Here is a 21,565-nt window from a genome sequence, read left to right on the forward strand (position 1 = left end):
ACGCCCGCATCCCCTTCGCCTGTCCCCGCACCCTGTCACCACTCACCCGTCGGCGGCGATGATCCCCCGGATCGTGTCGATCACGGACGGGTCGGAGACGGTCGTCAGGTCCCCCACCTCCGCACCTGATGCGAGCGCGGCGAGCACCCGTCGGATGATCTTGCCCGACCGGGTCTTCGGCAGATCGGGCACCACGTGCACGGCCTTCGGGCGGGCGATCGCGCCGATCGTCGCGGCGACGTGCGCACGCAGCTCGGCCGGAGCGTCCTGCAGCTCGACCAGGTGCTGGTTGCGCTTGAGCACCACGAACGCGACGACCGCCTGCCCGGTGTCCGGGTCCGGCGCGCCGACCACGGCCGCCTCGGCGACCGCGTGGTGGGCGACGAGGGCCGACTCGATCTCTGCGGTGGAGAGCCGGTGGCCGGAGACGTTCATCACGTCATCGACGCGGCCGAGCAGCCACAGGTCGCCATCCTCGTCGAGACGGGCGCCGTCACCGGCGAAGTACCGGTCGCCGAACACCGACCAGTACGTGTCGCGGTAGCGCTGCTCGTCGTCCCACACGCCCCGCAGCATCGACGGCCACGGCCGGTCGGCGACGAGCAGACCTCCCTCGCCGGCTGGAACGGGCCGGCCGCTGTCGTCGACGACCGCGAGACTCACCCCGGGCACGGGACGCTGGGCACTGCCGGGCTTGAGCGTGGTCACCCCGGGCAGCGGCGAGGCCATGATCGCCCCGGTCTCGGTCTGCCACCACGTGTCGACGATGGGCGCCCGGCCGCCGCCGATGATCTCGCGGTACCACAGCCACGCCTCCGGGTTGATCGGCTCGCCCACGCTGCCGAGCACGCGGAGACTGCTCAGGTCATGCCCCTGCGGCACCTGGCGGCCGACCTTCATCGCGGCGCGGATGGCGGTCGGGGCGGTGTACAGGATGGTCACGCCGTACCGCTCGACGATGCGCCACCACCGGCTCCAGTCGGGAGTGTCCGGGGTACCCTCGTACATGACCTGGGTGGCGGCGTTGACGAGCGGCGCGTAGGCGAGATACGTGTGCCCGGTGATCCAGCCGACGTCGGCGGTGCACCAGTAGACATCGGTGTCGGGCTTCAGGTCGAACACCGTGCGGTGGGTGAACGCCGCCTGTGCCAGATACCCGCCGGTGGTGTGCAGCACGCCCTTCGGTCGTCCCGTGGTGCCGGACGTGTACAGGATGAACAGCGGATGCTCGGCGGGCAGCGCCGGCGCCTCGTGCATCGGCGAGGCGAACGGCACCTCCTCATGCCACCACAGGTCGCGGCCCTCCACCCAGTCGATCTCGTTGCGGCCGCGGCGCACGACGAGCACGTGCTCGACCGACGACGGCCGGTCGGGATGCAGGGCGAGTGCCCGGTCGACGGTGGGCTTGAGCGGTGAGACCCGCCCCTTGCGGAACCCGCCGTCGGCGGTGATGACGAGCCGGGCCCCGGCGTCGTCGATGCGGGCGCGCAGACTCTCGGCGCTGAATCCCCCGAAGACGACGGAGTGGACGGCGCCGATACGGGCGCAGGCGAGCATCGCGGCGACCGTCTCCGGGATCATCGGCATGTGGATGGCGACCCGGTCGCCGGCCCGGATGCCGAGCCCCTCGAGCACGTTCGCCAGCCGCTTCACCGTGTCGAGCAGCTCGCCGTAGGTGACGGCCCGGGTGTCGCCGGGCTCGCCCTCCCAGTGAATGGCGACGCGGTCGCCGAGACCGGCGGCGACGTGACGGTCGAGCGCATTCTCGCACGCGTTCAGCTCGCCGTCGGAGAACCACTCGGCGTGGGGCGGCCGCCAGTCGAGCACGCGGGTGAACGGCCGGCGCCAGGCGAGGGTGCGGGCCTGCTCAGCCCAGAACGCCTCGAAGTCGGCGGCCTGCGCGTAGATCTCCCCATGCACGTTCGTCTGCGCGCGGAACGCCTGGGTGGGTGCGTACTCGTGCGCCTCCGGCAGGTGATGACTCTCGATGACCCCGTGCTGGTCGGTGATGGCCGGACGGGTGATCTGCACCGTCCGTGCGGTGGGTTCGGTCATGTGCCCTCCTCATTGAGTGCGTCGCGCGGATGCGCGTGGTGGCGGTGCGGCGAGCGGCATCCGGCGGCGCCGTTGCCACCGGGTCCCATGGCCCGTCACATCGTGCGGCAAGCGTACCGCATGTGCGGCGGGCGTCCTGGCGCCGTCGCCCGGTCAGCGGGCCCCGGCGGCCGCGTCCCCGCCACGGAGGAGCCGGGCGGGGCGGACGGCCCCGGCGCCGAACCGCTCGGCCACCGCGTCCACCGCCCGGTCGGTCGCCTGCCACTCGACGTCGTCGCTCCACAGCGCGCCGGCGACGTCGCCGGTGAGCTGTTCGAGCCGCACCCCGATCAGCCGCACGGGCCGGTCGGCCATGCCGGACTGCTCGTACAGCCGCCAGGCGGTGGTGAAGACCGTCCGCCCGGTCTGGGTGGGCGCGACGAGTGTCTGCGAGCGGGTGACCGTGTGGAACGCGGCATCACGAACCTTGATCGCGACCGTGCGTCCGAGCACGCCGTGCCGCCGGGCGCGGGCGCAGGTGCGCTCGGCCAGGTCGAGCAGCGCCGCGCGCAGCTGGTCCGCGTCGGCCACGGGGTCGAGGTCGGCGGGGAACGTGCGCTCGTGCCCGATGGACTTCTCCTCGCGGCGCGGGGTGACGGCCCGGCGGTCGCGCCCGTGGGCGAGGTCGATCAGGCGACGTCCCGCGGCGTCGCCGACGACCCGGGTGATCGTCTGCGGGGCCGTGGTGCGCACGTCGGCGACGGTGACGAGGCCGAGGCCGCGCAGGCGCTCCTGCGTGCGAGCGCCGACGCCGGGCAGCGCCCCGATCGGCAGCGGGTCGAGCAGCGCCCGGGTCTCGTCGCGGTTGACGACGAGCAGCCCGTCGGGCTTGGCCATGCCGCTGGCGAGCTTCGCGACGAACTTCGTGGTCGCGGCGCCGACCGAGCACACCAGCCCCGTCTCCACTCGCACCTCGGCGCGGATGCGGGCGCCGATCGCGCCGGCGGCGCCGAACAGGCGGGTGGCGCCGGAGACGTCCAGGAACGCCTCATCGACGCTGACCTGCTCGATGAGCGGGGTGAACCGTCCGAGGATCGCCATCACTGTGCGAGAGGCGTGCCCGTAACGCTCATGGTGCGGCTCGATGACGACCGCCCGGGGGCACAGTCGGCGGGCCTGCGCGAGCGGCATGGCCGAGTGGACGCCGTGACGGCGGGCCTCGTACGTCGCGGTCGTCACGATGGAGCGGGGCCCGTCGTGGGCGACGATCACGGGGCGGCCCACGAGCTCGGGGCGGGCGAGCAGCTCGACGCTGGCGAAGAAGGCGTCCATGTCGATGTGCAGGATGGTCGCGGTGCCGTCGTCGTGCGCCGGGTCGCTCACCCGGCGGTGCGAGCCGTCCTGCCTGCTCATGGTGCGGGGGTGCCCGGGTCGGGCTGGGCGGCGGTGGCGCTGGTGCCCAGAGGCGACGGGTCGGGGCTGGGCTGGGCCGTGCTCGACGTGGCTGGGGCCGGCGTGACGGTGCCGGCCACCGCATCCCCCGGCCGCTCGCCGGGGCCGGGGACGCGTGGGATCGTCCCGGTGGGGAGGTGCGCGCCGACGCCGCGCGTGTCACGGTGGCCGATCATGCCCGCCTCGGAGTACGCGCGGACGACGGGACCCGGCACGTACGGGGAGATGTCGCCGCCGAAGCCCGCGAGCGTGCGCACGAGCGAACTCGAGACATGGGAGTGCTCCGGCTCGGGCAGCACGAAGACCGTCTCGACGGCGGCGAGGTTGCGGTTGACGATCGCCATCGGGGTCTCGTAGCTGACGTCCAGGTCGCCGCGGATGCCTTTGACGAGCACATCGGCGCCGTGATCCGTGCAGTAGTCGACGAGCAGCCCTTCAGCGAGGGTGTCGACGGCCACCTGGTTCAGCCCGACCTCGTCGAGCGACGCCCGCAGCAGCTGGGCCCGACGATCGAGCGAGAACGCCGGGTTCTTCTTCGGATTGTGGACGACCAGCGCGATGACCTGGTCGAACATGCGGCTCGTCTTGGCGAACACGTCCATGTGCCCGCGGGTCACGGGGTCGAAGGAGCCGGGGCAGACGGCGATCGCGGTCATGCGAACAGCCTATCCCCCCCCGTGGGCGACGCGGGGTGGGCCTCTGTCGTGGCGGTCGCGCACCCTGTTGCCGCGGTCGCGCACCCTGTCGTGACGGTCTCGTCCCCTGCCACAGCGGCGACTCACACCGACGTGGCGATCTCCTCCCCTGTCCTGACGATCGCGTCTCCCCATGTCGGCTGCGTCCCCCGTCACGTGCGTTGGTCCGTCATGGCACCTTCATCAGAGGCGTTGCCACCGGCTCCGGGAGCGCGATGCTGCACAGGCCTCTGCACTCCACAGCGCGAAGACGCGCCGCTGCAGGCCGCTGAGGCGCGCAGCTCGGACTGCCGCTCGGGCCCGGCTCAGACAACGCTCGTCCCGGGCGGACCGCCGCTCACCCCGCTCAGGCCGCGTGCCGGGTCGGCGGGACGACGCCGAGGTGGGCGAGCATGAGGATCTGTCCGGAGACCTCCGCCAGCGTGTTGTCCGGGTGGAAGAGCAGCCAGTCGAGGCCGGCGACGGCGATCGCACCGAAGAGCCCGGCGCCGGCGAGCTCGCCGACGTGCGCCTCGATCGCCGCGACGTCAGCTCCGCCCTCCTCCGCCGAGATCTCGAGTGCGGCAGAGCGCAGGGCGTCCCGGTATCGGACGATGAGCGAGGTGCGCACCGGGGCGAGCACCTGTCCCCACGGCCGGTCGGTGCGGAACACCTCGGCGGCCATGATGCGGGCGAGGTCCGGGTTGTCATGGAGCACCCGCAGTGTCGTCTCGGTCACGGCGCGCAGCCGGGCCCGGCCGGAGACGCCGTCCCCGGCGGCGCCGAGTGCGTCGTCCAGCCGCTGGAAGCCGGCCTGCAGCACCTCCTCGAAGATCGCGTCCTTCGAGGCGAAGTTGTAGTACAGGCTGCCCTTGGCGACCTGAGCGACCTCCGCGATCTCGTCCATCGACGCACCGGTGATGCCCCGCCGCGCCGCGACCTCGACCGCGGCCTCGACGATGCGCTCGCGTGTGCGTGCGCCACGTCCGCCCGTTCTGGCGGATGTCGCCGCCTGCCTCGTCATCGCTCGCTTCCCCTCTGCCGCCGGTCTGCTCCGGCGGCGGTCGTCCACTTCGATCTTCCCACCGCACCTTGTTCCCCGGGTCGGGAGGAGCCTCGTCATCCCGGCCCGGAACGCGCCCGGGATGACACGCTCTCCCGAGCTGGGCGGAGTCTCCCCTCGCTCCGGCCTGGGCCGCGCCCCACGTGCCCGGTGTCGCAGCGCGCCGCGGGATGCTCTCCGGGCACGCGGCCGGGGATCAGATGGTGATCTCCGGGTGCAGCCGGCCGACGGTCCACACGCGCTGGGCCTGGGCGGCGATCGCGCTGATCAGCAGGCTGATCAGGAACAGGCCGCTCATGAACACCAGCGCGACCCAGAACCGGCCGTCGACGCCGCCACCGATCAGCGGCCGCAATCCGTCGACGACGTAGCTGGCGGGCATGTACGGGTGGATCCACCAGAAGAACTTCGGCGTCGTCTCCACCGGGTATGTGCCGCCCGAGCTCGACAGCTGGAACATCAGCAGCACGAGCGCCACCACGCGACCCGGCGCGGAGCCGAAGACGATGATGAGCATCTGCTGGAACGTCAGGAACGCGAACGTCGTCAGCAGCACGAACAGCGCCATCGCGATCGGATGCGTCGGCCGCACCCCGATGCCCCAGACGAGCACGGCGAGCATGATGATGACCTGCCCGAGCCCGAGGACGCTGGCGGGCACGAACCCGTTGAGCACCGTCCGCAGGCCGGAGGCGCCCACCGCCAGCGGCCGGCTCGGCAGCGGCCGCAGGATCAGCCAGGTGATCAGCGCGCCGACGAACGTGGCCAGGGCGATGAAGAACGGGGCGAAGCCCTCGCCGAAGCCCTGCACGGCGTTATGGGTCGTCTCGGCCAGCGACACGGCGTTGGCGATCGTCTCGGACATGCTCTGCGTCTGACCGTCGGAGTAGTCCGGGGCCTCGGCGGCGCCGTCGCTGACGGTGTCGCTGAACTCCTGCGTGCCGTCGGCGAGCTGGGTGGCCCCGTCGGAGGCCTGCTGGGCCCCGTCGGCGAGCTGGGCCGAGCCGGACTCGGCGCTCTCGGCGCCAGTGTTCAGCTGGTCGGCGCCGGAGGCGACCTGCGACGAGCCGTCGGAGAGCGTGCCGAGGCCGGCGACGAGCTGGTTGAGGTTCGTCGCCAGCGTGTCGCTGCCCGCGGCCAGCTGCGTGGTGCCGGAGGCCAGCTGGTTGATGCCGCCGAGCAGGGTGTCAGAGCTGGTGTCGGTCTTGGTGCCGAAGCTGGCGTTCAGCGTGGCCGCCCCGTTGCTCAGTGCGCACACGGTGTCGGTGAGCTTCGGTGTGCTACCGGCATTCTCTGCCGAGGAGACCGCGGCGGTGCAGGCCTCGGGGTCGGTGGCCTGAGAGCCGGTGGCTCGCTGCAGCGCAGCGGCGCCTTCGGCGAGCCCGTTGGCACCGTCCTTCAACGAGCTGGTCTGTCCGGGCTGGACGGTGGTGATCCCCGCATCGGCCTGCTGCAGCGTTGCGATGGCGCTGTTCGCCTTCCCCGTCGCCTCGATCGCCTCGAGCAGGCTGATCTTGTTCGCCTGCGGGATCTCGGTGTCGGGAATCGTAACCAGCGCCGAGATCAGGTCAGACTGGTCGGACAGGCCAGACATGTCCTTGTTCGGCTCCACCGGGAAATCCGGATTCGTCGAGTGGATCTGCTTCCTCGCCTGCGTGATCGCCTCGTCGGCCTTCTGCAGATCCGGGTTGTCCTGCAGCGTCTTCCGCTGAGTCTCCAACGTCTCTGACAGCGTATTGACCCCCGAGCTGACTTTCGAGGCCCCGTCGGACAACTCCTGCGCCGCCTGCCAGACCGGCATGTTCGAGGCCTCGGTCGAGGCCTCGCCGTTCACCTTCTGGTTCAGCTGCGCCAGCCCCTGGCTCTCCGTCGACATCCCGCTCGCGAACGCAGTCGCCCCACTCTGCAGCGCAGCCACCCCGGAGCTGGCCTGTGCCGCTCCGCTGCTCAGCTGGCCCGCGCCGGCTGCGAGCTGCTGCGACCCGTTCTGCGCGGTCTGCGCGCCCTGCGCCACCTGCCCCGCGCCGTCCGCGAGCGAGGCGGTGCCGTCGGCCAGATCGCCGAGGCCCGCGGTGAGCGTGGTGGCGCCGTCGGCGAGCTGGGTGTTGCCATCCTTGAGCTGCTGGGCGCCGTCATTGACCTCGTCGGCCGCGTCGGCGGCGTCGCGGATGCCATCGCTGAGCTTGTTCACGCCCACGAGCACCTTGTCCGCCTGCTCCTGCGAGACGGTCTCGGCGAGCGTGTCGCGCACCTGCTTCATCGCCTGCTTGCCCAGTGTGTCGGCCAGGAAGCTGTTGGTGTCGTTGTAGTCGACCTCGATCTCGGCGGTCTGCGCGTCGGTGTCGAGCGAGGCGATCCGCTGCGAGAAGTCCTCGGGGATCGTCACGGCGAAGTAGTAGCCGCCGTTGCTCATGCCGTCCTGCGCGTCATCCGCGTCGGTGAGGTGCCAGTCGAGATCGCGGCGGTCGAGCAGTGTGTCGACCAGGTCGTCGCCGGCCGAGACCTCGGTGCCGTCGCTCGCGGTGGCGGCCTGATCCTCGTTGACGAGAGCGACGGGCAGATCGCTCATGCGGTCGGTCGGCGCCCAGAACGCCCACAGGTACAGCGCCCCGTAGATCAGCGGGATGAACAGCAGCACGACGAGCGCGACCTTGGGCAGCCTGCCCCGGGTCATGCGCTTCAGCTCGGTGCCTGGCGAGAAGACGGACATGTCGATGATTCCTTGGGATTCGTGGGTTCTGCGAGTGTGATGAGGACGCTGCAACGGCCCCGCCCCGTACGGTCGCCGCGGCCTGGTGGCCGGCGCCGCTCCGGGGCTCCGGGCCCGCCGGCTACCCTTCCGTGTGCGACGGCAGGTGGACGGTGGTGGCGAGCCCTGCGGGGAACAGCTCGACGACGCCGGGATCGGCGCTGCCGACGATGACGGTCAGCCCGCCGGCGACCAGGGCGGCGAGCCGCTCGGCGACCGAACGGCGGTGCACCGGGTTCTTGATCGCGTCGAGGTCGTCCATGACAAGCACACGGGGACGCGACTCCAGCGCCAGCGCGATGCGCAGCAGGTGCTCCTGCCGCTCGCTGAGCGAGTGGTTGACCGTGCGCGCATGCGGCACCGGCACGTTCCCGAACACGGGGGCGAGCCGGGCATGCACGTCCTCGTCGGTCAGTCGCGGGGCGAACGCGTACCAGGCGCTCTCGATGGCGATGCGCTCGCGCACCGAGTCGATGACGTCGACCGACCCCTCGAGGTCATCCATCCCGGCAAACCCGGCGATCGCACTCTGCCGTCGCAGCCCGGTGAGATCCTGCTTCGACGAGACGCCGAGGACACTCAGATCGCCGTGCCTCAGCCGCATCCGGCCGCTCAGCGCGAGCAGCAGTGAGGTGCGACCGCTGCCCCGCTCGCCAACGACGACGGTCACCGGCGTGGCGGACACCGCATCCAGCGGGCCGAACACCACCCCGCGGGGGCCGTGCACCTCCGCGCCGGCGATCCGCACGATCGACTCGCCCGCGGGGACGCCCGTGGCACCCGCCCGTGCGGACGGCGCCGCGGAGCCGGGTGCCATCCCACTGCCGAGATCGACGACGACCGGGGCGCCGGTCGGCGCGGCGTGCGCTCCCGGTGCGGTCTGCGTGCTGCTCATGTCGCGACTCCTTCGAGATCCTGTCTTGTGTGGCCAGTGTCCGCTGTCCGCCCAGTCGATGCCCTGCACTCGTCACGGACGCCCTCCTCCGGACGACCAGTCAGTGCCCAGTGCCCAGTGCCCAGCATGCTGACTGAACGGTCAGTACAACTGCTCAATGTAATCTGAACTGAACAGTCAGTCAACTCATTCCCGAAGGAATGGCGTGCCCTGCGCCCTGGACCACCGACGACTCGCCCCGCTTCTGCCGTGGCAGCCAGCTCTGTCGCAGGCCGCCACTGCTGCTGGTCTCCGCTGCGGCGGCCGAACCCCATGGCTGCTGCGCTTCCCCTGACACGCCGACAGCCGCTCACGTCATCGGCCTCTCACGAACGTTCTGTCATCCGCCGTTTGGCGATTCGCACGCATGCCGTGCGCCCTGCCCGCATCCGTGCGCAGGACCCCGGCACAACCGGCATGCGTGCCCACGTTGGCGGGCAGACGACCGATCCTGCCGGCGGACCGAACGACCCGCACCCGGGCAGAGGGCGCATCCCAAGCCCGACAGAAGGTGTATCTGAAGTCAACGGTCGAGCCGCTGCGGATTATTCGAAACGAACCGTACGGCTCAGGCCGCACCGAGATACCCCTCGTCGAGACCGGCGAGCACACGGGCGACCTCGGCGTCGAGGGCGGCCTGCGTCTCTGCCAGACGAGCGTGCCGCACCGGATGCTCAGACCGCACCTGACCGACACGAGTGGATGCGGTACCGGACGTCGAAGCAGCGTCACCGTCCGTGCCTGCACCGCCCGCAGGATCAGCACCCGCACCCGTGCCCCCACCCGAACCGGCACCTGCACCGGCCACAGCATCCGACCCCACCGCCGCGGCCTCGGCGCGCGCCACCAGATCGGCCACGTCATCGTGAGCCCACGTGATGATCCTGCGGTCGCGCACGACCTGCAGTGCGTGCAGATGTGACCGTCGCCCCGACTGCGAGGCGCCGAGCACGTCACCCTCATGTCGCAGACCGAGGTCCAGCTCGGCCAGCTCGAACCCGTCGTTCGTGGCGGCGACCGCCTCGACCCGAGCGCGTGCGGGCGAGCCCTCCTCGGCGTCCGTGACGAACAAGGCCAGCGAGGGATGCTCCCCGCGCCCAACCCGGCCGCGCAGCTGGTGCAGCTGGGCGACGCCGAGCCGATCGGCGTCGAGCACGAGTATGATGCTCGCGTTGGGCACGTTCACGCCGACCTCGATGACGGTGGTCGCGACGAGCACATCGAGCCGGCGCTCAAGGTAGTCACGCATGATCCGCGCGCGCTCCTCGGCCTTCATCCGCCCGTGCAGCGCCGCGACGCGCAGGTGCGCGGTCGCCGGATTGTCCGCCAGCGTGTGCACCGCCGACTCGACCGTCCACCGACCCGCCGGCCCGGCGGACGCCGCACCGGACCCGGCGGCACCCCGCCAAGCGGCATCCCTCGCAACGGTGCCCCTCACAGCGGCGCCCTCACCCGCCGCGTCCTCGTCGCCGATCGCGGGGACGACGACATACCCCTGGCGTCCCTTCGCGACCTCCTCGGCCAGCCGCTGCCAGGCGCGCTCGAGCCAGTGCGGCCGTTCCGCGGCTGGCACCACGAAGCTCGACACGGGCCGGCGGCCGGCGGGCAGCTCATGCAGCGAGGAGATGTCGAGGTCGCCGAACACCGTCATGGCGACCGTGCGCGGGATGGGCGTGGCGGTGAGCATGAGCACGTGCGGGCTGCCGGTGCCCTTCGCACGCAGCGCCTCCCGCTGCTCGACGCCGAAGCGGTGCTGCTCGTCGATGACGACGAGACCCAGATGCTCGAACTGGGTGGTGTCGCTCAGCAGCGCGTGGGTGCCGACCACCAGCCGTGCCTGGCCGGCGGCGACCGCGAGCGCCGCGTGCCGACGCTCCTTGGCCGGCAGGCTGCCGGTGATCAGCTGGGGCATGAGCCGCTGCCACAGCTCGTGGCCGAGCATCGCATGCAGGCTCGCGATGTGCTGGGCAGCGAGCACCTCGGTGGGGGCGATGAGCACGGCCTGGGCCCCGGCGTCGGCGACCTGCAGCATCGCTCGCAGCGCCACGAGGGTCTTGCCGGAGCCCACCTCGCCCTGTAGCAGACGGTTCATCGGATGCGTGCCGGCGAGCTCGCGCGCGATCGTCTCACCGATCTCCCGCTGACCGTCGGTGAGTGGGAACGGCAGGCCGTCGTCGAACCGGTCGAGCATGCCGCCCGGCACCCTCGGATACGCCTCGGCAGCGACGGATGCGATCGCCTGCCGCTGACGGTGCAGGGCGACCTGCAGCACGAACGCCTCCTCGTAGCGCAGCGTGCGCAGCCCGCGGTCGCGCTCGTCGTCGTCGGAGGGCCGGTGCACGGCCTCGAATGCGGCGGAGCGGCCGAGCAGGTCGCGGCGGTCGCGCAGACCGGCGGGCACGACCTCCGGCAGCGGCCCGAGCCCGTCGAGCACGATGCCGACCGCCTGGGCGATGCGCCAGCTGGGCAGGGATGCCGTGGCCGGGTAGATCGGAATCGGCCGGGTGGCCCAGTCGCCGGCGCGGCGGGCGGCCTCCGCATCGACGGGGGCGCCCGCGTCCTCGGGCGTCTCCGGGAAGAGCTCGTAGTCAGGGTGGGCCAGCTGCAGCGACCCGCGATAGGCGCTGATGCGGCCGGCGAACACACCGCGCCGGCCGGGTGCGAGCTCCTGGGCCCGCCACGGCTGGTTGAAGAACGTGAGCGTGACGAACCCGTGACCGTCGGTGATGCGCGCCTCGGTGATCGTGCCGCGCCGGGAGTGCATGCTTCGCTCGTGGGTCTCGACGACCTCGGCGACGATCGTCACCTGCGCCTCGAGCTGCAGGGAGTGGATCGGGGTGAGCTCGCCGCGGTGGGCGTACCGCCGCGGCAGGTGCCACAGCAGGTCTCCGGCGGTGTGCAGGCCGAACGCGCGATGCAGGGCCTTCGCGGTCTTCGCCCCGAGCACGCGCTCGAGCGGCGCCGCAAGGGCGTCGGCAGGGCGTTCGGGTGCGGCGGGCATGCTCCAAGTCTAGGGGCGCCCGCCGACACCCCTCCGCCGAGACCAGCGGCGGCCTCACGTCGGCTCTGCTGTCGCCGACCGCCCGATGGCAGAATGGAGCCCATGACCCGTCTGATCGCCGGCGACGCCGGCGGGCTCGCGCTGCGCACGCCCGACTCGCGCACCCGCCCCACCACCGAGCGCACGCGCGAGGCGATGTTCTCCCGCCTCGCCGCCCGGCTGGATCTCGAGGGCATGCACGTGCTCGACCTGTATGCGGGCTCGGCCGCACTGGGGCTCGAGGCCGTCTCCCGCGGCGCTGACGTGCTCGTCGCCGTCGAGCACGCGCGCCGGGCGGCGGCGGTCGCCCGCGCGAACGCGGCCGCGGTGACGGCGGCCTGCCGGGGACGCGCCGTGCGGTGCACGGTCGTCGAGCAGCCCGTGACCGCCTGGCTCACCTCACCGCCGGCGGACGACTTCGACCTCGTCCTGGTCGACCCGCCCTACGCCGTGCCCGGCGAGCGGCTGACCGACGAGCTGCGGATGCTGCTGCCCCACCTGGCGCCGCGGGCGGACGTGGTCGTCGAGCGCAGCGTCCGCTCCCCCGATCTCGTCTGGCCGGCGGAGTACGCCCCCGGGGAGCGACGCCGTTACGGCGAGACGGTGCTGTGGTTCGCCGAGGGCCCGGACTCCGACGCCCGACCCGGCACGGAGACGGCAGCGGACGCCGGCCGGGCATGCGGCGAAGACCACCCGCATGACGCGGAGCCGCCCCGATGACCGCACCGTCGCAACCTGTCGCGGACCGTCACGGCGCGGGCCGTCGTGCCGCGGGCCATCGGACGATCGCCGCGCTGCTCGCGGTGTCGGCCGGGGCGGGACTCGCCGCCTGCGCGCCGACGGTGTCGCTGCAGCCGGCCGAGGACGCCGCCTCCCCCGCCTGCGCCGCGATGTCGGCCCGACTGCCGGGAGCGGTCGCCGGTGCCGGCCGCCGCAGCACGAACGCCCAGGCCACCGGAGCCTGGGGCACCCCTGCGAGCGCGATCATCACCTGCGGGGTGTCGGCCCCGCTGGTCAGCTCGCAGACGTGCATCACGGTCGGTGACGTCGACTGGCTCGTCGATGACTCGTCCGCCCCGACCTACCGGTTCACCTCGTACGGTCGCGATCCCGCGGTGCAGCTCGTCGTCGACGGGGACGCGGTCAACGGCAACACGGTGCTCAACGATCTCGCGGACGCGGTGGGCGCGATCCCGGCGACGAGGCGGTGCACGTGACGGCGGCGGCTCACCCGGCATCCCTGAGACGCACGCGCCGACCGGGCCGTCACCCCCCACTCAGCGCAGCGGCTCGTGCTCCAGCGCCTGCTCGATCAGGTCGGTGATGAGCTCCCGATAGTGCAGGCCACTGGCCTCCCACAGCATCGGGAACATGGAGATCGGGGTGAACCCGGGGATCGTGTTGATCTCGTTGACCACGACGCCATGCGCGGTGAGGAACACGTCGACCCGGGCGAGTCCCGAGCACTCCAGCGCCTCGAACGCGCGGCGGGCGACGTCGCGCAGCTCGGCGAGCTCGGCATCGGTCACGTCGGCCGGGCACACCGTGCGGGCCGGGCTGTCGGCCAGGTATTTCGCGTCGAAGTCGTAGAACCCGTCGCCGTCGACGACGATCTCGCCGGCCACGGCGGAGACCCGCACCCCCGACCCGGAACGCGAGCCGAGCACGGCCATCTCGATCTCCCGGCCGTCCACCGCCGCCTCGACGAGTGCCTTGTCATCCTCGGCGAACGCGACGCGCAGCGCCTCGTCCAGCTCCTCGGGCCGGGTGACCCGCGACACGCCGACGCTCGACCCGGCGCGGGCCGGTTTGACGAACACCGGCCAGCCGAGTGGGGCGATGCGGTCGTCGATCGCGAGACGGTCGTCGTCGCGATGCACGACCGCGTACCGGCCGACGGCGATCCCCGCGGCGCCGAGCACCGTCTTCGTGAACTCCTTGTCGGTGCCGAGTGCGGAGGCCATCACCCCGGAGCCGACGTACGGCAACCCGGACATCGCCAGCAGACCCTGGATCGTGCCATCCTCGCCGAACGGCCCGTGCAGCAGCGGCAGCACCACGTCGACCCGCCCGAGCGGGCGCAGCCCGCCCTCGGGTGTGACCGCGCGCAGCTCGTGCGAGCCGCCGCTGGGCCAGACCACCTCGGTGTCGGAGGGGGCGAGCTCCGGCAGCACGCCGTCAGCGAGCTGGAACCGGTCGGGGGCGTCCGGCTGCAGCACGAACCGGCCCCGGGCGGTGATGCCCACGGGCACGACGTCGTACCGGTCGCGATCGATCGCGCCGAGCACGCCGCCGGCGGTGGCCACGCTGATCGCGTGCTCGCTGGAGCGCCCGCCGAACACCACGGCGACCCTGGTCCTCGTCATCGCTGCCGTCCTCCTCCCGCCCTGGCGTCGGTCAGGACATCCTCGTTGCGCGGTGCGATGTGCACCGTGAGATCCGCTGGGTTCATTCTGCCTTCGAGCACGAGCGACACCTGCGAGACGATCGGCATGTCGACGCCGTGCTCGCGGGCGAGGTCGAGCACCGGGCGCACCGAGCCGATGCCCTCGGCCGTCTGCTGCATCCGCCGCACCACCTCGTCCAGCGGATGCCCCTCGCCGAGCAGGCGCCCGGCCGTGTGATTGCGCGAGAGGGTCGACTCGCAGGTGGCGATCAGGTCGCCGAGCCCGGCGAGGCCGGTCATCGTGTCAGGGTGACCGCCCAGCGCGACCGCGAAGCGGCTGATCTCGTCGAGGCCGCGGGTGATGATCGCCGCCTTCGTGTTCTCCCCGTAGCCGACCCCGCTGACGATGCCGACCGCGAGGGCGATGAGGTTCTTGAGCACGCCCCCGTACTCGGTGCCGATCACGTCGTCGTTGGCGAACGCGCTGAAGTAGCGGTTGGTGACGCAGGCGGCGATCCGCTCGGCCAGCGCGCCGTCGGCGCTCGCCACGGCGGCCGCGGCCGGCTGCTCGGCGGCGATCTCGCGGGCGATGTTCGGCCCGGAGAGCACGGCCACCCGCTCCGGCGCCCAGCCGAGCTCGCCGATGACGACCTCGCTCATGCGCAGCTGCGTGCCCCGTTCGAGCCCCTTGATCAGGCTCATGATCACCGCATCCCGCGGCAGCGCGTCGCGCACCCCGGCGAGCACCGACCGCAGCCGCTGCGAGGGAACCGACAGGCACACCAGCTCGGCGCCGGCGAGCGCCCGGGCCGGGTCGGTCGTGGCGTGCAGGCTGGCCGGCAGCACCGTGCCCGGCAGGTAGTCGTCGTTGGCGTGGCGCACCTGGATGCCGGTGGCGATCTCGCGGCGACGGGCGAGCACGGTGGTCTCGCACCCGGCGTCGGCGAGCACCTTCGCGAAGGTGGTGCCCCACGACCCCGCGCCGATCACGGCCGCCCGGGTCATCGTGCCCCCTCCGTGTCGGCGGTGGGGCGGTCGGGGCGCGGCCCGCGCAGCGTCTCGAGCAGTGCGGTGATCTCGCCCATGAGCTCGGCGGTCGCCCGCGCGTAGTCGGCGGAGTTGTGCAGATCCGCGTACCGCGACGCCGGGATCGGGTCGCCGACCTGGACGACGAACCGCTTGCGCGGCAGGATGTGCAGCCCCTTCCCATAGCGGGGCAGGATCTCCTGCGCGCCCCACTGGGCGACGGGCACGATCGGGCAGCCGGTCGCCTGTGCCAGCCGCACCGCCCCGCTCTTGCCGCGCATCGGCCACAGGTCGGGGTCGCGGGTGAGCGTGCCCTCGGGGTAGATCTGCACGGTCTGACCGCGTTCGAGCCACGCGCGGGCGTTGCGCAGCGAGTCACCGCCGTGGGCGTGCCGATCGACGGGGATCTGCTCGCCGTGCCGCATCACCCAGCCGACCACGGGGATGTGGAACAGCTGCTCCTTGGCCAGGAAGTGGGGCATGCGGCCGGCCTCCCACATGAAGCGAATCATCAGCAGCGGGTCGAGCTTGGTGATGTGATTGGCCGCGAGGATGAACGGCCCGTCGGGCAGCCGGTCGACGTCGCGGAACTCGCTGCGCGCGAGCACCTTGGTCAGCGGCACGACGACGGCGGCGACGCCCCGAGCCAGCGGGCCGAACTCGCTGCGGTCACGGCGGGCGGGCGACGAGGCGGGGGATGCGGGGGAAGGCTGGTTCACGTCACGACCTCGCCGACAGGGTGCGGGGCCGCCAGGCGGCCCGTCCGGCCTCGTAAGCGCTGATCGCGTCCTCGTGCTGCAGCGTCAGCGAGACGTCGTCGAGCCCCTCGAGCAGGCGATGCCGCACGTCGTCGTCGATCTGGAAGGAGAACTCCTCGTCGCCGACGATGAGCACCCGACGCTCGAGATCGACGGTGCCCTCGCGGCCGGGGCGCTCGTCGACGAGCGCCCACACCCGCTCCACCTGCGTCTCGTCGAGCACGCCGGCGAGCAGACCCTGCTTGCCCGCGTTGCCGCGGAAGATGTCGCCGAATCGCGGCGAGAACACCGCGCGGAACCCGTAATCATGCAGCGCCCACACGGCGTGCTCGCGCGACGACCCCGTGCCGAAGTCGGGGCCGGCGACGAGGATGCGCGCCGGGGCGAACCGGGGATCGTTGAGCACGAAGTCGGGATCCTGCCGCCACCGCTCGAACAGCGCATCCTCGAAGCCGCTCTTCGTGACGCGCTTGAGGTATTTCGCGGGCAGGATCTGATCGGTGTCGACGTTCGAGCGATGCAGCGGCGCGATCACCGCGCTCATCGTCGTGAACCGCTCCATCAGCGGGCCTCCTTCTCGGGGTTCGACGCGGACGCCGGGTGGAAGCCCCGACTGCCGACGAGCTCGACGGCGGTCATGCCGAGATCGGCCGGCGATGAGAGGGTGCCGCGCACCGCCGTGGCGGCGGCGACCAGCGGCGAGACCAGGTGGGTGCGGCCGCCGCGCCCCTGGCGTCCCTCGAAGTTGCGGTTCGAGGTCGATGCCGAGCGCTGGCCGGGCTGCAGCTGGTCGGGGTTCATGCCGAGGCACATCGAGCAGCCGGCGTGCCGCCACTCGGCGCCGAACGCCTCGAACACCCGGTCGAGGCCCTCCGCCTCGGCCTGAGCGCGCACCCGGGCCGAACCGGGCACGACCATGACGCGCACGCCGTCCGCCCGATGCCGGCCGGCCATGACCGAGGCGGCCTGGCGCAGATCCTCGATGCGGCCGTTCGTGCACGATCCGATGAACACCGTGTCGACGGCGATGTCACGCATCGGCGTGCCCGGCCGTAGGTCCATGTACTCGAGGGCACGGCGGGCCGTGGCCCGGTCGTTCTCGTCGGCGATCGCCTCGGGGTCGGGCACGGTCGCCGACAGCGGCACGCCCTGACCGGGGTTCGTGCCCCAGGTGACGAACGGCTCGAGCCGGTCGGCGTCGATGCGCACGACCCGGTCGAACTCCGCACCGTCATCGGTGTGCAGCGTGCGCCAGTAGGCGACCGCCGCATCCCAGTCCGCGCCGCGGGGGGCGTGCGGCCGCCCCTTGACGTATGCGAAGGTCGTCTCGTCGGGCGCGACCATGCCGGCCCGGGCGCCTGCCTCGATCGACATGTTGCAGATGGTCATGCGCCCCTCCATCGACAGGGCGCGGATGGCCGACCCACGGTATTCGATGATGTGCCCCTGGGCGCCGCCGGTGCCGATGCGGGCGATGACGGCGAGGATGATGTCCTTGGGCGTCACCCCCGGGCGCAGCGTGCCCTCGACCTCGACGGCCATCGTCTTGAACGGTTTGAGCGCGAGGGTCTGCGTGGCGAGCACGTGCTCGACCTCGCTGGTGCCGATGCCCAGACCGATCGATCCAAACGCCCCATGGGTGGAGGTGTGCGAGTCGCCGCACACGATCGTCAGCCCCGGCATGGTCAGGCCCAGCTGGGGCCCGACGACGTGGACGATGCCCTGCTCGCGGTCGCCGAGCGAGTGCAGCCGGATGCCGAACTCCTTCGCGTTGCGGCGCAGGGTCTCGATCTGCAGCCGGCTGACGGGGTCGGCGATCGGCTGGTCGATGTGGTCGGTCGGGGTGTTGTGATCCTCGGTGGCGATCGTGAGGTCGGGGCGGCGGACGCGGCGGCCGCCCAGGCGCAGCCCGTCGAACGCCTGGGGACTGGTCACCTCGTGCAGCAGGTGCAGGTCGATGTACAGCAGGTCGGGCCCGCCGTTCTCGCCGCGACGGACGACGTGGGCATCCCAGAGCTTCTCGGCGAGGGTGCGGGGGCGATCGGCGAACGCGGTTGCGGGTGCGTGCTGTGGTGCGTTGGTTGCGGACATGATCCTCTGGGTGCCTCTCTCCTGTCGACGGCAGACCGTGGCGCGACTCCGCGGCGAGGCCGATCTGTCAGGACAGGAGCTCGCCGCGGCGACGAAGGAGGAGTCGACGGCAGTGCATGGTCTCTGATTCTACCACCGCCGGCGGCCGCCACTCAGACCGCCGGCCGCACCCGGTCACCGCTCCGCAGCACCCGGGTGCGGCAGGTCCTCACCGGCGGCCAGCCGGTCGCGGCGCACCTTGATCAGGCTGGCGACCGTGGCCACGCCCATGGACGCGACGATGACGACGAGCGAGGCGACCGTGCTGATGTCCGGCGCCCAGGCGATCGGCTCGCCGCCGTTGACGAACGGCAGCTCGTTGACGTGCATCGCGTGCAGCACGAGCTTGACGCCGATGAACCCGAGGATGAACGCGATGCCGTACTTGAGGTACTCGAGCTTGTCGAGCAGTCCGCCGAGCAGGAAGTACAGCTGGCGCAGCCCCATCAGGGCGAACACGTTCGTCGCGAACACGAGGAACGCGTTCTGGGTGATGCCGAAGATCGCCGGGATCGAGTCGAAGGCGAACAGCAGGTCGGTCGTGCCGATCGCGAGGAACACCATGAGCATGGGGGTCCAGTACCGCTGGCCGTCGATCGTGGTGCGCAGCCGGGAGCCGTCGAACTGGTCGGTCATGCGCACCCGGCGGCGCAGCATCCGGATGAAGCCGTTGTCCTCCCCCTCGCCCTCATCCTCAGACCCGAAGGCCTGCTTGATCGCCGTGTACACGAGGTAGGCGCCGAACAGGTAGAACACGAAGCTCCAGCGCTCGAGGATCTGCGCGCCGAGCAGGATGAACACGCCGCGCAGCGCCAGCGCGACGAGGATGCCGAACATCAGCACCTCCTGCTGATACCTCCGCGGCACCCCGAAGCGCGACATGATGATCACGAACACGAACAGGTTGTCGATGCTCAGCGAGTACTCGGTGAGCCAGCCGGCGATGAACTCGCTGCCGTGGGTGGCGTCCCCGATGACGAACAGCACGCCGGCGAAGGCCAGGGCCAGCGCCACGTAGAACCCGACCCACAAGCTCGCCTCCTTCATCGACGGCACGTGCGGGCGTTTGACGACGAGGAGGATGTCGAACACGAGCACGAGCAGCAGGGCGATCGTCGAGCCGATCTCGAAGGCGACGGGTAATGGCTGCATCGAAGGATTCCTCTCGAAGGGTCGGTGATCCGTCGGCGTCGCCGGCGGCCCGAAAGTCTCTCCCACGCGCCTGCAGCGCGCACCCGGACCGGCCGGAGGAATCCGACGTACTGACGACCGCGGGCTGGCGGGATACTCCCCTTCGCTGAGGTGACACTCTAGCATCCCGCCGCCGCGTGACGTCGCGGCGCACTGGCCCGGGGTGACGCGCCGGACGGAGGCGTCTGGCGCACCAGTCGTGCACCAGTCGCATACATCTGTCGGGCAAAGTGGTCAGACCACACGACTTCTCCCTATAGTCGGCCTCGGAGCAGGCCTCCCCGACCCGCCCGCTCCGAGGAGGCACCATGACCACCGTCGCCCAGAACATGATCGAGATGCTGCACCACAACGGGGTGCGACGCGTCTACGGACTCGCCGGCGACTCGCTCAACGGCGTCACCGACGCCATCCGCCGCGACGGCCGCATCCGCTGGGTGCAAGTGCGCCACGAGGAGTCGGCCGCATACGCCGCCGGCGCCGAGGCGCAGATCACCGGCGAGATCGCCGTGTGCGCGGGCTCGTGCGGCCCAGGCAACCTGCATCTGATCAACGGCCTGTTCGACGCGAACCGCTCGCGCGTGCCCGTGCTCGCGATCGCCGCGCACATCCCCAGCGAGGAGATCGGCAGCGGCTACTTCCAGGAGACACACCCGCAGGAACTGTTCCGGGAGTGCAGCGTGTACGCCGAGCTCGTCTCCTCCCCCGCCCAGATGCCCCGGCTGCTGGAGATCGCGATGCGCGAGGCCATCGAGCGCCGTGGCGTCGCCGTGCTCGTCATCCCCGGGGACGTCGCCCTCGCCGAGGCCGTCGATGACCGCGTCGCCACGGTGACGCGAGCGCATCCGGTGATCCGCCCGTCCGACGACGAGCTCGCCCGAACCGCCGACGTGCTCAACGGGGCCCGGCGGGTGACGATCCTGGCCGGAGCCGGCGTGCAGGGCGCGCACGACGAGCTGATCCGCCTGGCCGACACGCTCGCCGCGCCGATCGTGCACGCCCTGCGCGGCAAGGAGTTCATCGAGTACGACAACCCGTTCGACGTGGGCATGACGGGCCTGCTCGGCTTCGCCTCGGGGTACCGGGCGATCGACGCGGCCGACGTGCTGCTCGTGCTCGGCACCGACTTCCCGTACCAGCAGTTCTATCCGAAGGACGCCACGATCATCCAGGTGGACGTGCGCGGCGAGCAGATCGGCCGGCGCACCCCGGTGGACATCGGCCTCGTCGGCGACACCGGCGACACGATCCGGGCGCTGCTGCCGCTGCTTCACCGTCACACCGACCGCGCTCATCTCGAGGACTCCCGCCGCCACTACGCCCGCACGCGCGAGCGGCTCGACGATCTGGCCCAGCCCGGCCGGCGCGACGAGGGCCCGCTGCATCCGCAGCATGTCACGCGAGTGCTCGACGAGCTCGCGGACGACGACGCGGTGTTCCTGCCCGACGTCGGCTCGCCGGTGGTGTGGGCCGCCCGCTACCTGACCATGAACGGCCGACGCCGGCTGATCGGCTCGTTCACGCACGGGTCGATGGCCAATGCGATCCCGCAGGCGATCGGCGTGCAGAGCGCTGCCCCGGACCGGCAGGTGATCACGCTCAGCGGCGACGGCGGGCTGACGATGCTGCTCGGCGACCTGCTGACGCTGAATCAAGAGCGGCTGCCGGTGAAGGTCGTCGTGTTCGACAACAGCTCGCTGAACTTCGTGGAACTCGAGATGAAGGCGGCCGGCTTCGTCAACTTCGGCACGGGCATGACGAACCCGGACTTCGCGCAGCTCGCCGAGGGCGCCGGCATCCTCGGCCTGCGTGTGGACCGGCCGAGCCAACTGCGCCCCGCACTCGAGGCGGCGCTGCAGCACGACGGCCCCGCCCTGGTCGACGTGGTCACCACCCGGCAGGAGCTCTCGATGCCGCCGGCGATCGAGGCGAAGCAGGTGAAGGGCTTCGCGCTGTACGCGCTGCGCACGGTGATGTCCGGCCGCGGTGACGAGCTGCTCGATCTGACGCGCACGAACTGGCGTCAGCTGTTCTGAGCCAGCCCGGGCCCGGGCGGTTCGAGCCCGACGCACTCACACGCACACGACGAGGGCCCCGCCGGTTCACCCGGTGGGGCCCTCGCTCATGC

The 21,565-nt window shown here is 71.8% G+C and carries 15 protein-coding genes and 1 pseudogene; 3 read left to right on the top strand and 13 right to left on the bottom strand.

Translation table 11 applies throughout. From position 1 onward, the window contains the following. Positions 1–42: 42 nt before the first annotated feature. The 7 genes and pseudogenes from acs to F8O02_RS04800 form a co-directional block, all read right to left on the bottom strand. A complete protein-coding gene (gene acs / locus F8O02_RS04770; protein WP_158036106.1) occupies positions 43–2,055 on the bottom strand; it encodes an acetate--CoA ligase in 2,013 nt (670 codons plus the stop codon). A 153-nt stretch (positions 2,056–2,208) separates the two neighbouring features. Beyond that, the gene (gene dinB / locus F8O02_RS04775; RefSeq protein WP_158036107.1) at positions 2,209–3,447 is read right to left on the bottom strand and encodes a DNA polymerase IV; all 1,239 of its coding nucleotides are present in this window, start codon (positions 3,445–3,447) and stop codon (positions 2,209–2,211) included. A gap of 230 nt (positions 3,448–3,677) precedes the next feature. After that, a pseudogene (gene coaD / locus F8O02_RS09190) lies at positions 3,678–4,142 on the bottom strand (pantetheine-phosphate adenylyltransferase); the annotation flags it as partial. A gap of 385 nt (positions 4,143–4,527) precedes the next feature. Continuing rightward, the gene (locus tag F8O02_RS04785) at positions 4,528–5,184 is read right to left on the bottom strand and encodes a TetR/AcrR family transcriptional regulator (protein WP_158036109.1); all 657 of its coding nucleotides are present in this window, start codon (positions 5,182–5,184) and stop codon (positions 4,528–4,530) included. 235 nt (positions 5,185–5,419) lie between these two features. Next, positions 5,420–7,933: a YhgE/Pip domain-containing protein gene (locus F8O02_RS04790; protein WP_158036110.1), complete on the bottom strand. Its 2,514-nt coding sequence runs from the start codon at positions 7,931–7,933 to the stop codon at positions 5,420–5,422. A gap of 121 nt (positions 7,934–8,054) precedes the next feature. Beyond that, the gene (locus F8O02_RS04795; RefSeq protein ID WP_158036111.1) at positions 8,055–8,867 is read right to left on the bottom strand and encodes an ATP-binding cassette domain-containing protein; all 813 of its coding nucleotides are present in this window, start codon (positions 8,865–8,867) and stop codon (positions 8,055–8,057) included. A 607-nt stretch (positions 8,868–9,474) separates the two neighbouring features. Then, entirely contained in the window at positions 9,475–11,907 is a 2,433-nt protein-coding gene (locus tag F8O02_RS04800) for an ATP-dependent DNA helicase RecG (protein ID WP_179416345.1), read from the bottom strand. A gap of 102 nt (positions 11,908–12,009) precedes the next feature. Between F8O02_RS04800 and F8O02_RS04805 the strand changes: the two genes are divergently transcribed. Continuing rightward, entirely contained in the window at positions 12,010–12,666 is a 657-nt protein-coding gene (locus F8O02_RS04805; RefSeq protein ID WP_158036112.1) for an RsmD family RNA methyltransferase, read from the top strand. Continuing rightward, positions 12,663–13,163 (top strand): DUF3515 family protein, encoded by a 501-nt coding sequence (locus tag F8O02_RS04810; protein WP_158036113.1) that lies wholly within the window; start codon positions 12,663–12,665, stop codon positions 13,161–13,163. The genes F8O02_RS04805 and F8O02_RS04810 overlap by 4 nt, the downstream gene beginning before the upstream one ends. 60 nt (positions 13,164–13,223) lie before the next feature. On the opposite strand, the gene F8O02_RS04815 is transcribed toward F8O02_RS04810, so the two are convergent. The 6 genes from F8O02_RS04815 to F8O02_RS04840 all read right to left on the bottom strand — a co-directional run bounded on the left by F8O02_RS04815 (position 13,224) and on the right by F8O02_RS04840 (position 19,398). Continuing rightward, on the bottom strand, positions 13,224–14,312 hold the full coding sequence (locus F8O02_RS04815) for a D-alanine--D-alanine ligase family protein (protein WP_158036114.1): 1,089 nt from the start codon (positions 14,310–14,312) through the stop codon (positions 13,224–13,226). Further along, positions 14,309–15,337 (bottom strand): NAD(P)H-dependent glycerol-3-phosphate dehydrogenase, encoded by a 1,029-nt coding sequence (locus F8O02_RS04820; protein WP_158036115.1) that lies wholly within the window; start codon positions 15,335–15,337, stop codon positions 14,309–14,311. The genes F8O02_RS04815 and F8O02_RS04820 overlap by 4 nt, the downstream gene beginning before the upstream one ends. Beyond that, positions 15,334–16,077 (bottom strand): lysophospholipid acyltransferase family protein, encoded by a 744-nt coding sequence (locus F8O02_RS04825; RefSeq protein ID WP_225734119.1) that lies wholly within the window; start codon positions 16,075–16,077, stop codon positions 15,334–15,336. The genes F8O02_RS04820 and F8O02_RS04825 overlap by 4 nt, the downstream gene beginning before the upstream one ends. A 1-nt stretch (position 16,078) precedes the next feature. Then, positions 16,079–16,678 carry a 3-isopropylmalate dehydratase small subunit gene (leuD, locus tag F8O02_RS04830; RefSeq protein ID WP_158036116.1) on the bottom strand — a complete coding sequence of 200 codons (600 nt, stop codon included), beginning with the start codon at positions 16,676–16,678 and terminating at the stop codon, positions 16,079–16,081. Continuing rightward, the gene (gene leuC, locus F8O02_RS04835; protein ID WP_158036117.1) at positions 16,678–18,207 is read right to left on the bottom strand and encodes a 3-isopropylmalate dehydratase large subunit; all 1,530 of its coding nucleotides are present in this window, start codon (positions 18,205–18,207) and stop codon (positions 16,678–16,680) included. The genes leuD and leuC overlap by 1 nt, the downstream gene beginning before the upstream one ends. A gap of 174 nt (positions 18,208–18,381) precedes the next feature. Next, entirely contained in the window at positions 18,382–19,398 is a 1,017-nt protein-coding gene (locus F8O02_RS04840) for a TerC family protein (protein ID WP_158036118.1), read from the bottom strand. Positions 19,399–19,745: 347 nt separating this feature from the next. Between F8O02_RS04840 and poxB the strand changes: the two genes are divergently transcribed. Continuing rightward, positions 19,746–21,473, top strand: coding sequence for a ubiquinone-dependent pyruvate dehydrogenase (gene poxB, locus F8O02_RS04845; RefSeq protein WP_158036119.1), 1,728 nt, complete (start codon positions 19,746–19,748; stop codon positions 21,471–21,473). Positions 21,474–21,565 lie beyond the last annotated feature (92 nt).

The sequence above is a fragment of the Pseudoclavibacter caeni genome, from assembly GCF_008831125.1.
Taxonomy (GTDB): domain Bacteria; phylum Actinomycetota; class Actinomycetes; order Actinomycetales; family Microbacteriaceae; genus Pseudoclavibacter_A; species Pseudoclavibacter_A caeni.

What these genes read in the sequence shown, in the direction of transcription:
- acs (WP_158036106.1), bottom strand. Translation starts at nt 2,055, where the DNA reads ATGACCGAACCCACCGCACGGACGGTGCAGATCACCCGTCCGGCCATC.
- dinB (WP_158036107.1), bottom strand. Translation starts at nt 3,447, where the DNA reads ATGAGCAGGCAGGACGGCTCGCACCGCCGGGTGAGCGACCCGGCGCAC.
- F8O02_RS04785 (WP_158036109.1), bottom strand. Translation starts at nt 5,184, where the DNA reads ATGACGAGGCAGGCGGCGACATCCGCCAGAACGGGCGGACGTGGCGCA.
- F8O02_RS04790 (WP_158036110.1), bottom strand. Translation starts at nt 7,933, where the DNA reads ATGTCCGTCTTCTCGCCAGGCACCGAGCTGAAGCGCATGACCCGGGGC.
- F8O02_RS04795 (WP_158036111.1), bottom strand. Translation starts at nt 8,867, where the DNA reads ATGAGCAGCACGCAGACCGCACCGGGAGCGCACGCCGCGCCGACCGGC.
- F8O02_RS04800 (WP_179416345.1), bottom strand. Translation starts at nt 11,907, where the DNA reads ATGCCCGCCGCACCCGAACGCCCTGCCGACGCCCTTGCGGCGCCGCTC.
- F8O02_RS04805 (WP_158036112.1), top strand. Translation starts at nt 12,010, where the DNA reads ATGACCCGTCTGATCGCCGGCGACGCCGGCGGGCTCGCGCTGCGCACG.
- F8O02_RS04810 (WP_158036113.1), top strand. Translation starts at nt 12,663, where the DNA reads ATGACCGCACCGTCGCAACCTGTCGCGGACCGTCACGGCGCGGGCCGT.
- F8O02_RS04815 (WP_158036114.1), bottom strand. Translation starts at nt 14,312, where the DNA reads ATGACGAGGACCAGGGTCGCCGTGGTGTTCGGCGGGCGCTCCAGCGAG.
- F8O02_RS04820 (WP_158036115.1), bottom strand. Translation starts at nt 15,337, where the DNA reads ATGACCCGGGCGGCCGTGATCGGCGCGGGGTCGTGGGGCACCACCTTC.
- leuD (WP_158036116.1), bottom strand. Translation starts at nt 16,678, where the DNA reads ATGGAGCGGTTCACGACGATGAGCGCGGTGATCGCGCCGCTGCATCGC.
- leuC (WP_158036117.1), bottom strand. Translation starts at nt 18,207, where the DNA reads ATGTCCGCAACCAACGCACCACAGCACGCACCCGCAACCGCGTTCGCC.
- F8O02_RS04840 (WP_158036118.1), bottom strand. Translation starts at nt 19,398, where the DNA reads ATGCAGCCATTACCCGTCGCCTTCGAGATCGGCTCGACGATCGCCCTG.
- poxB (WP_158036119.1), top strand. Translation starts at nt 19,746, where the DNA reads ATGACCACCGTCGCCCAGAACATGATCGAGATGCTGCACCACAACGGG.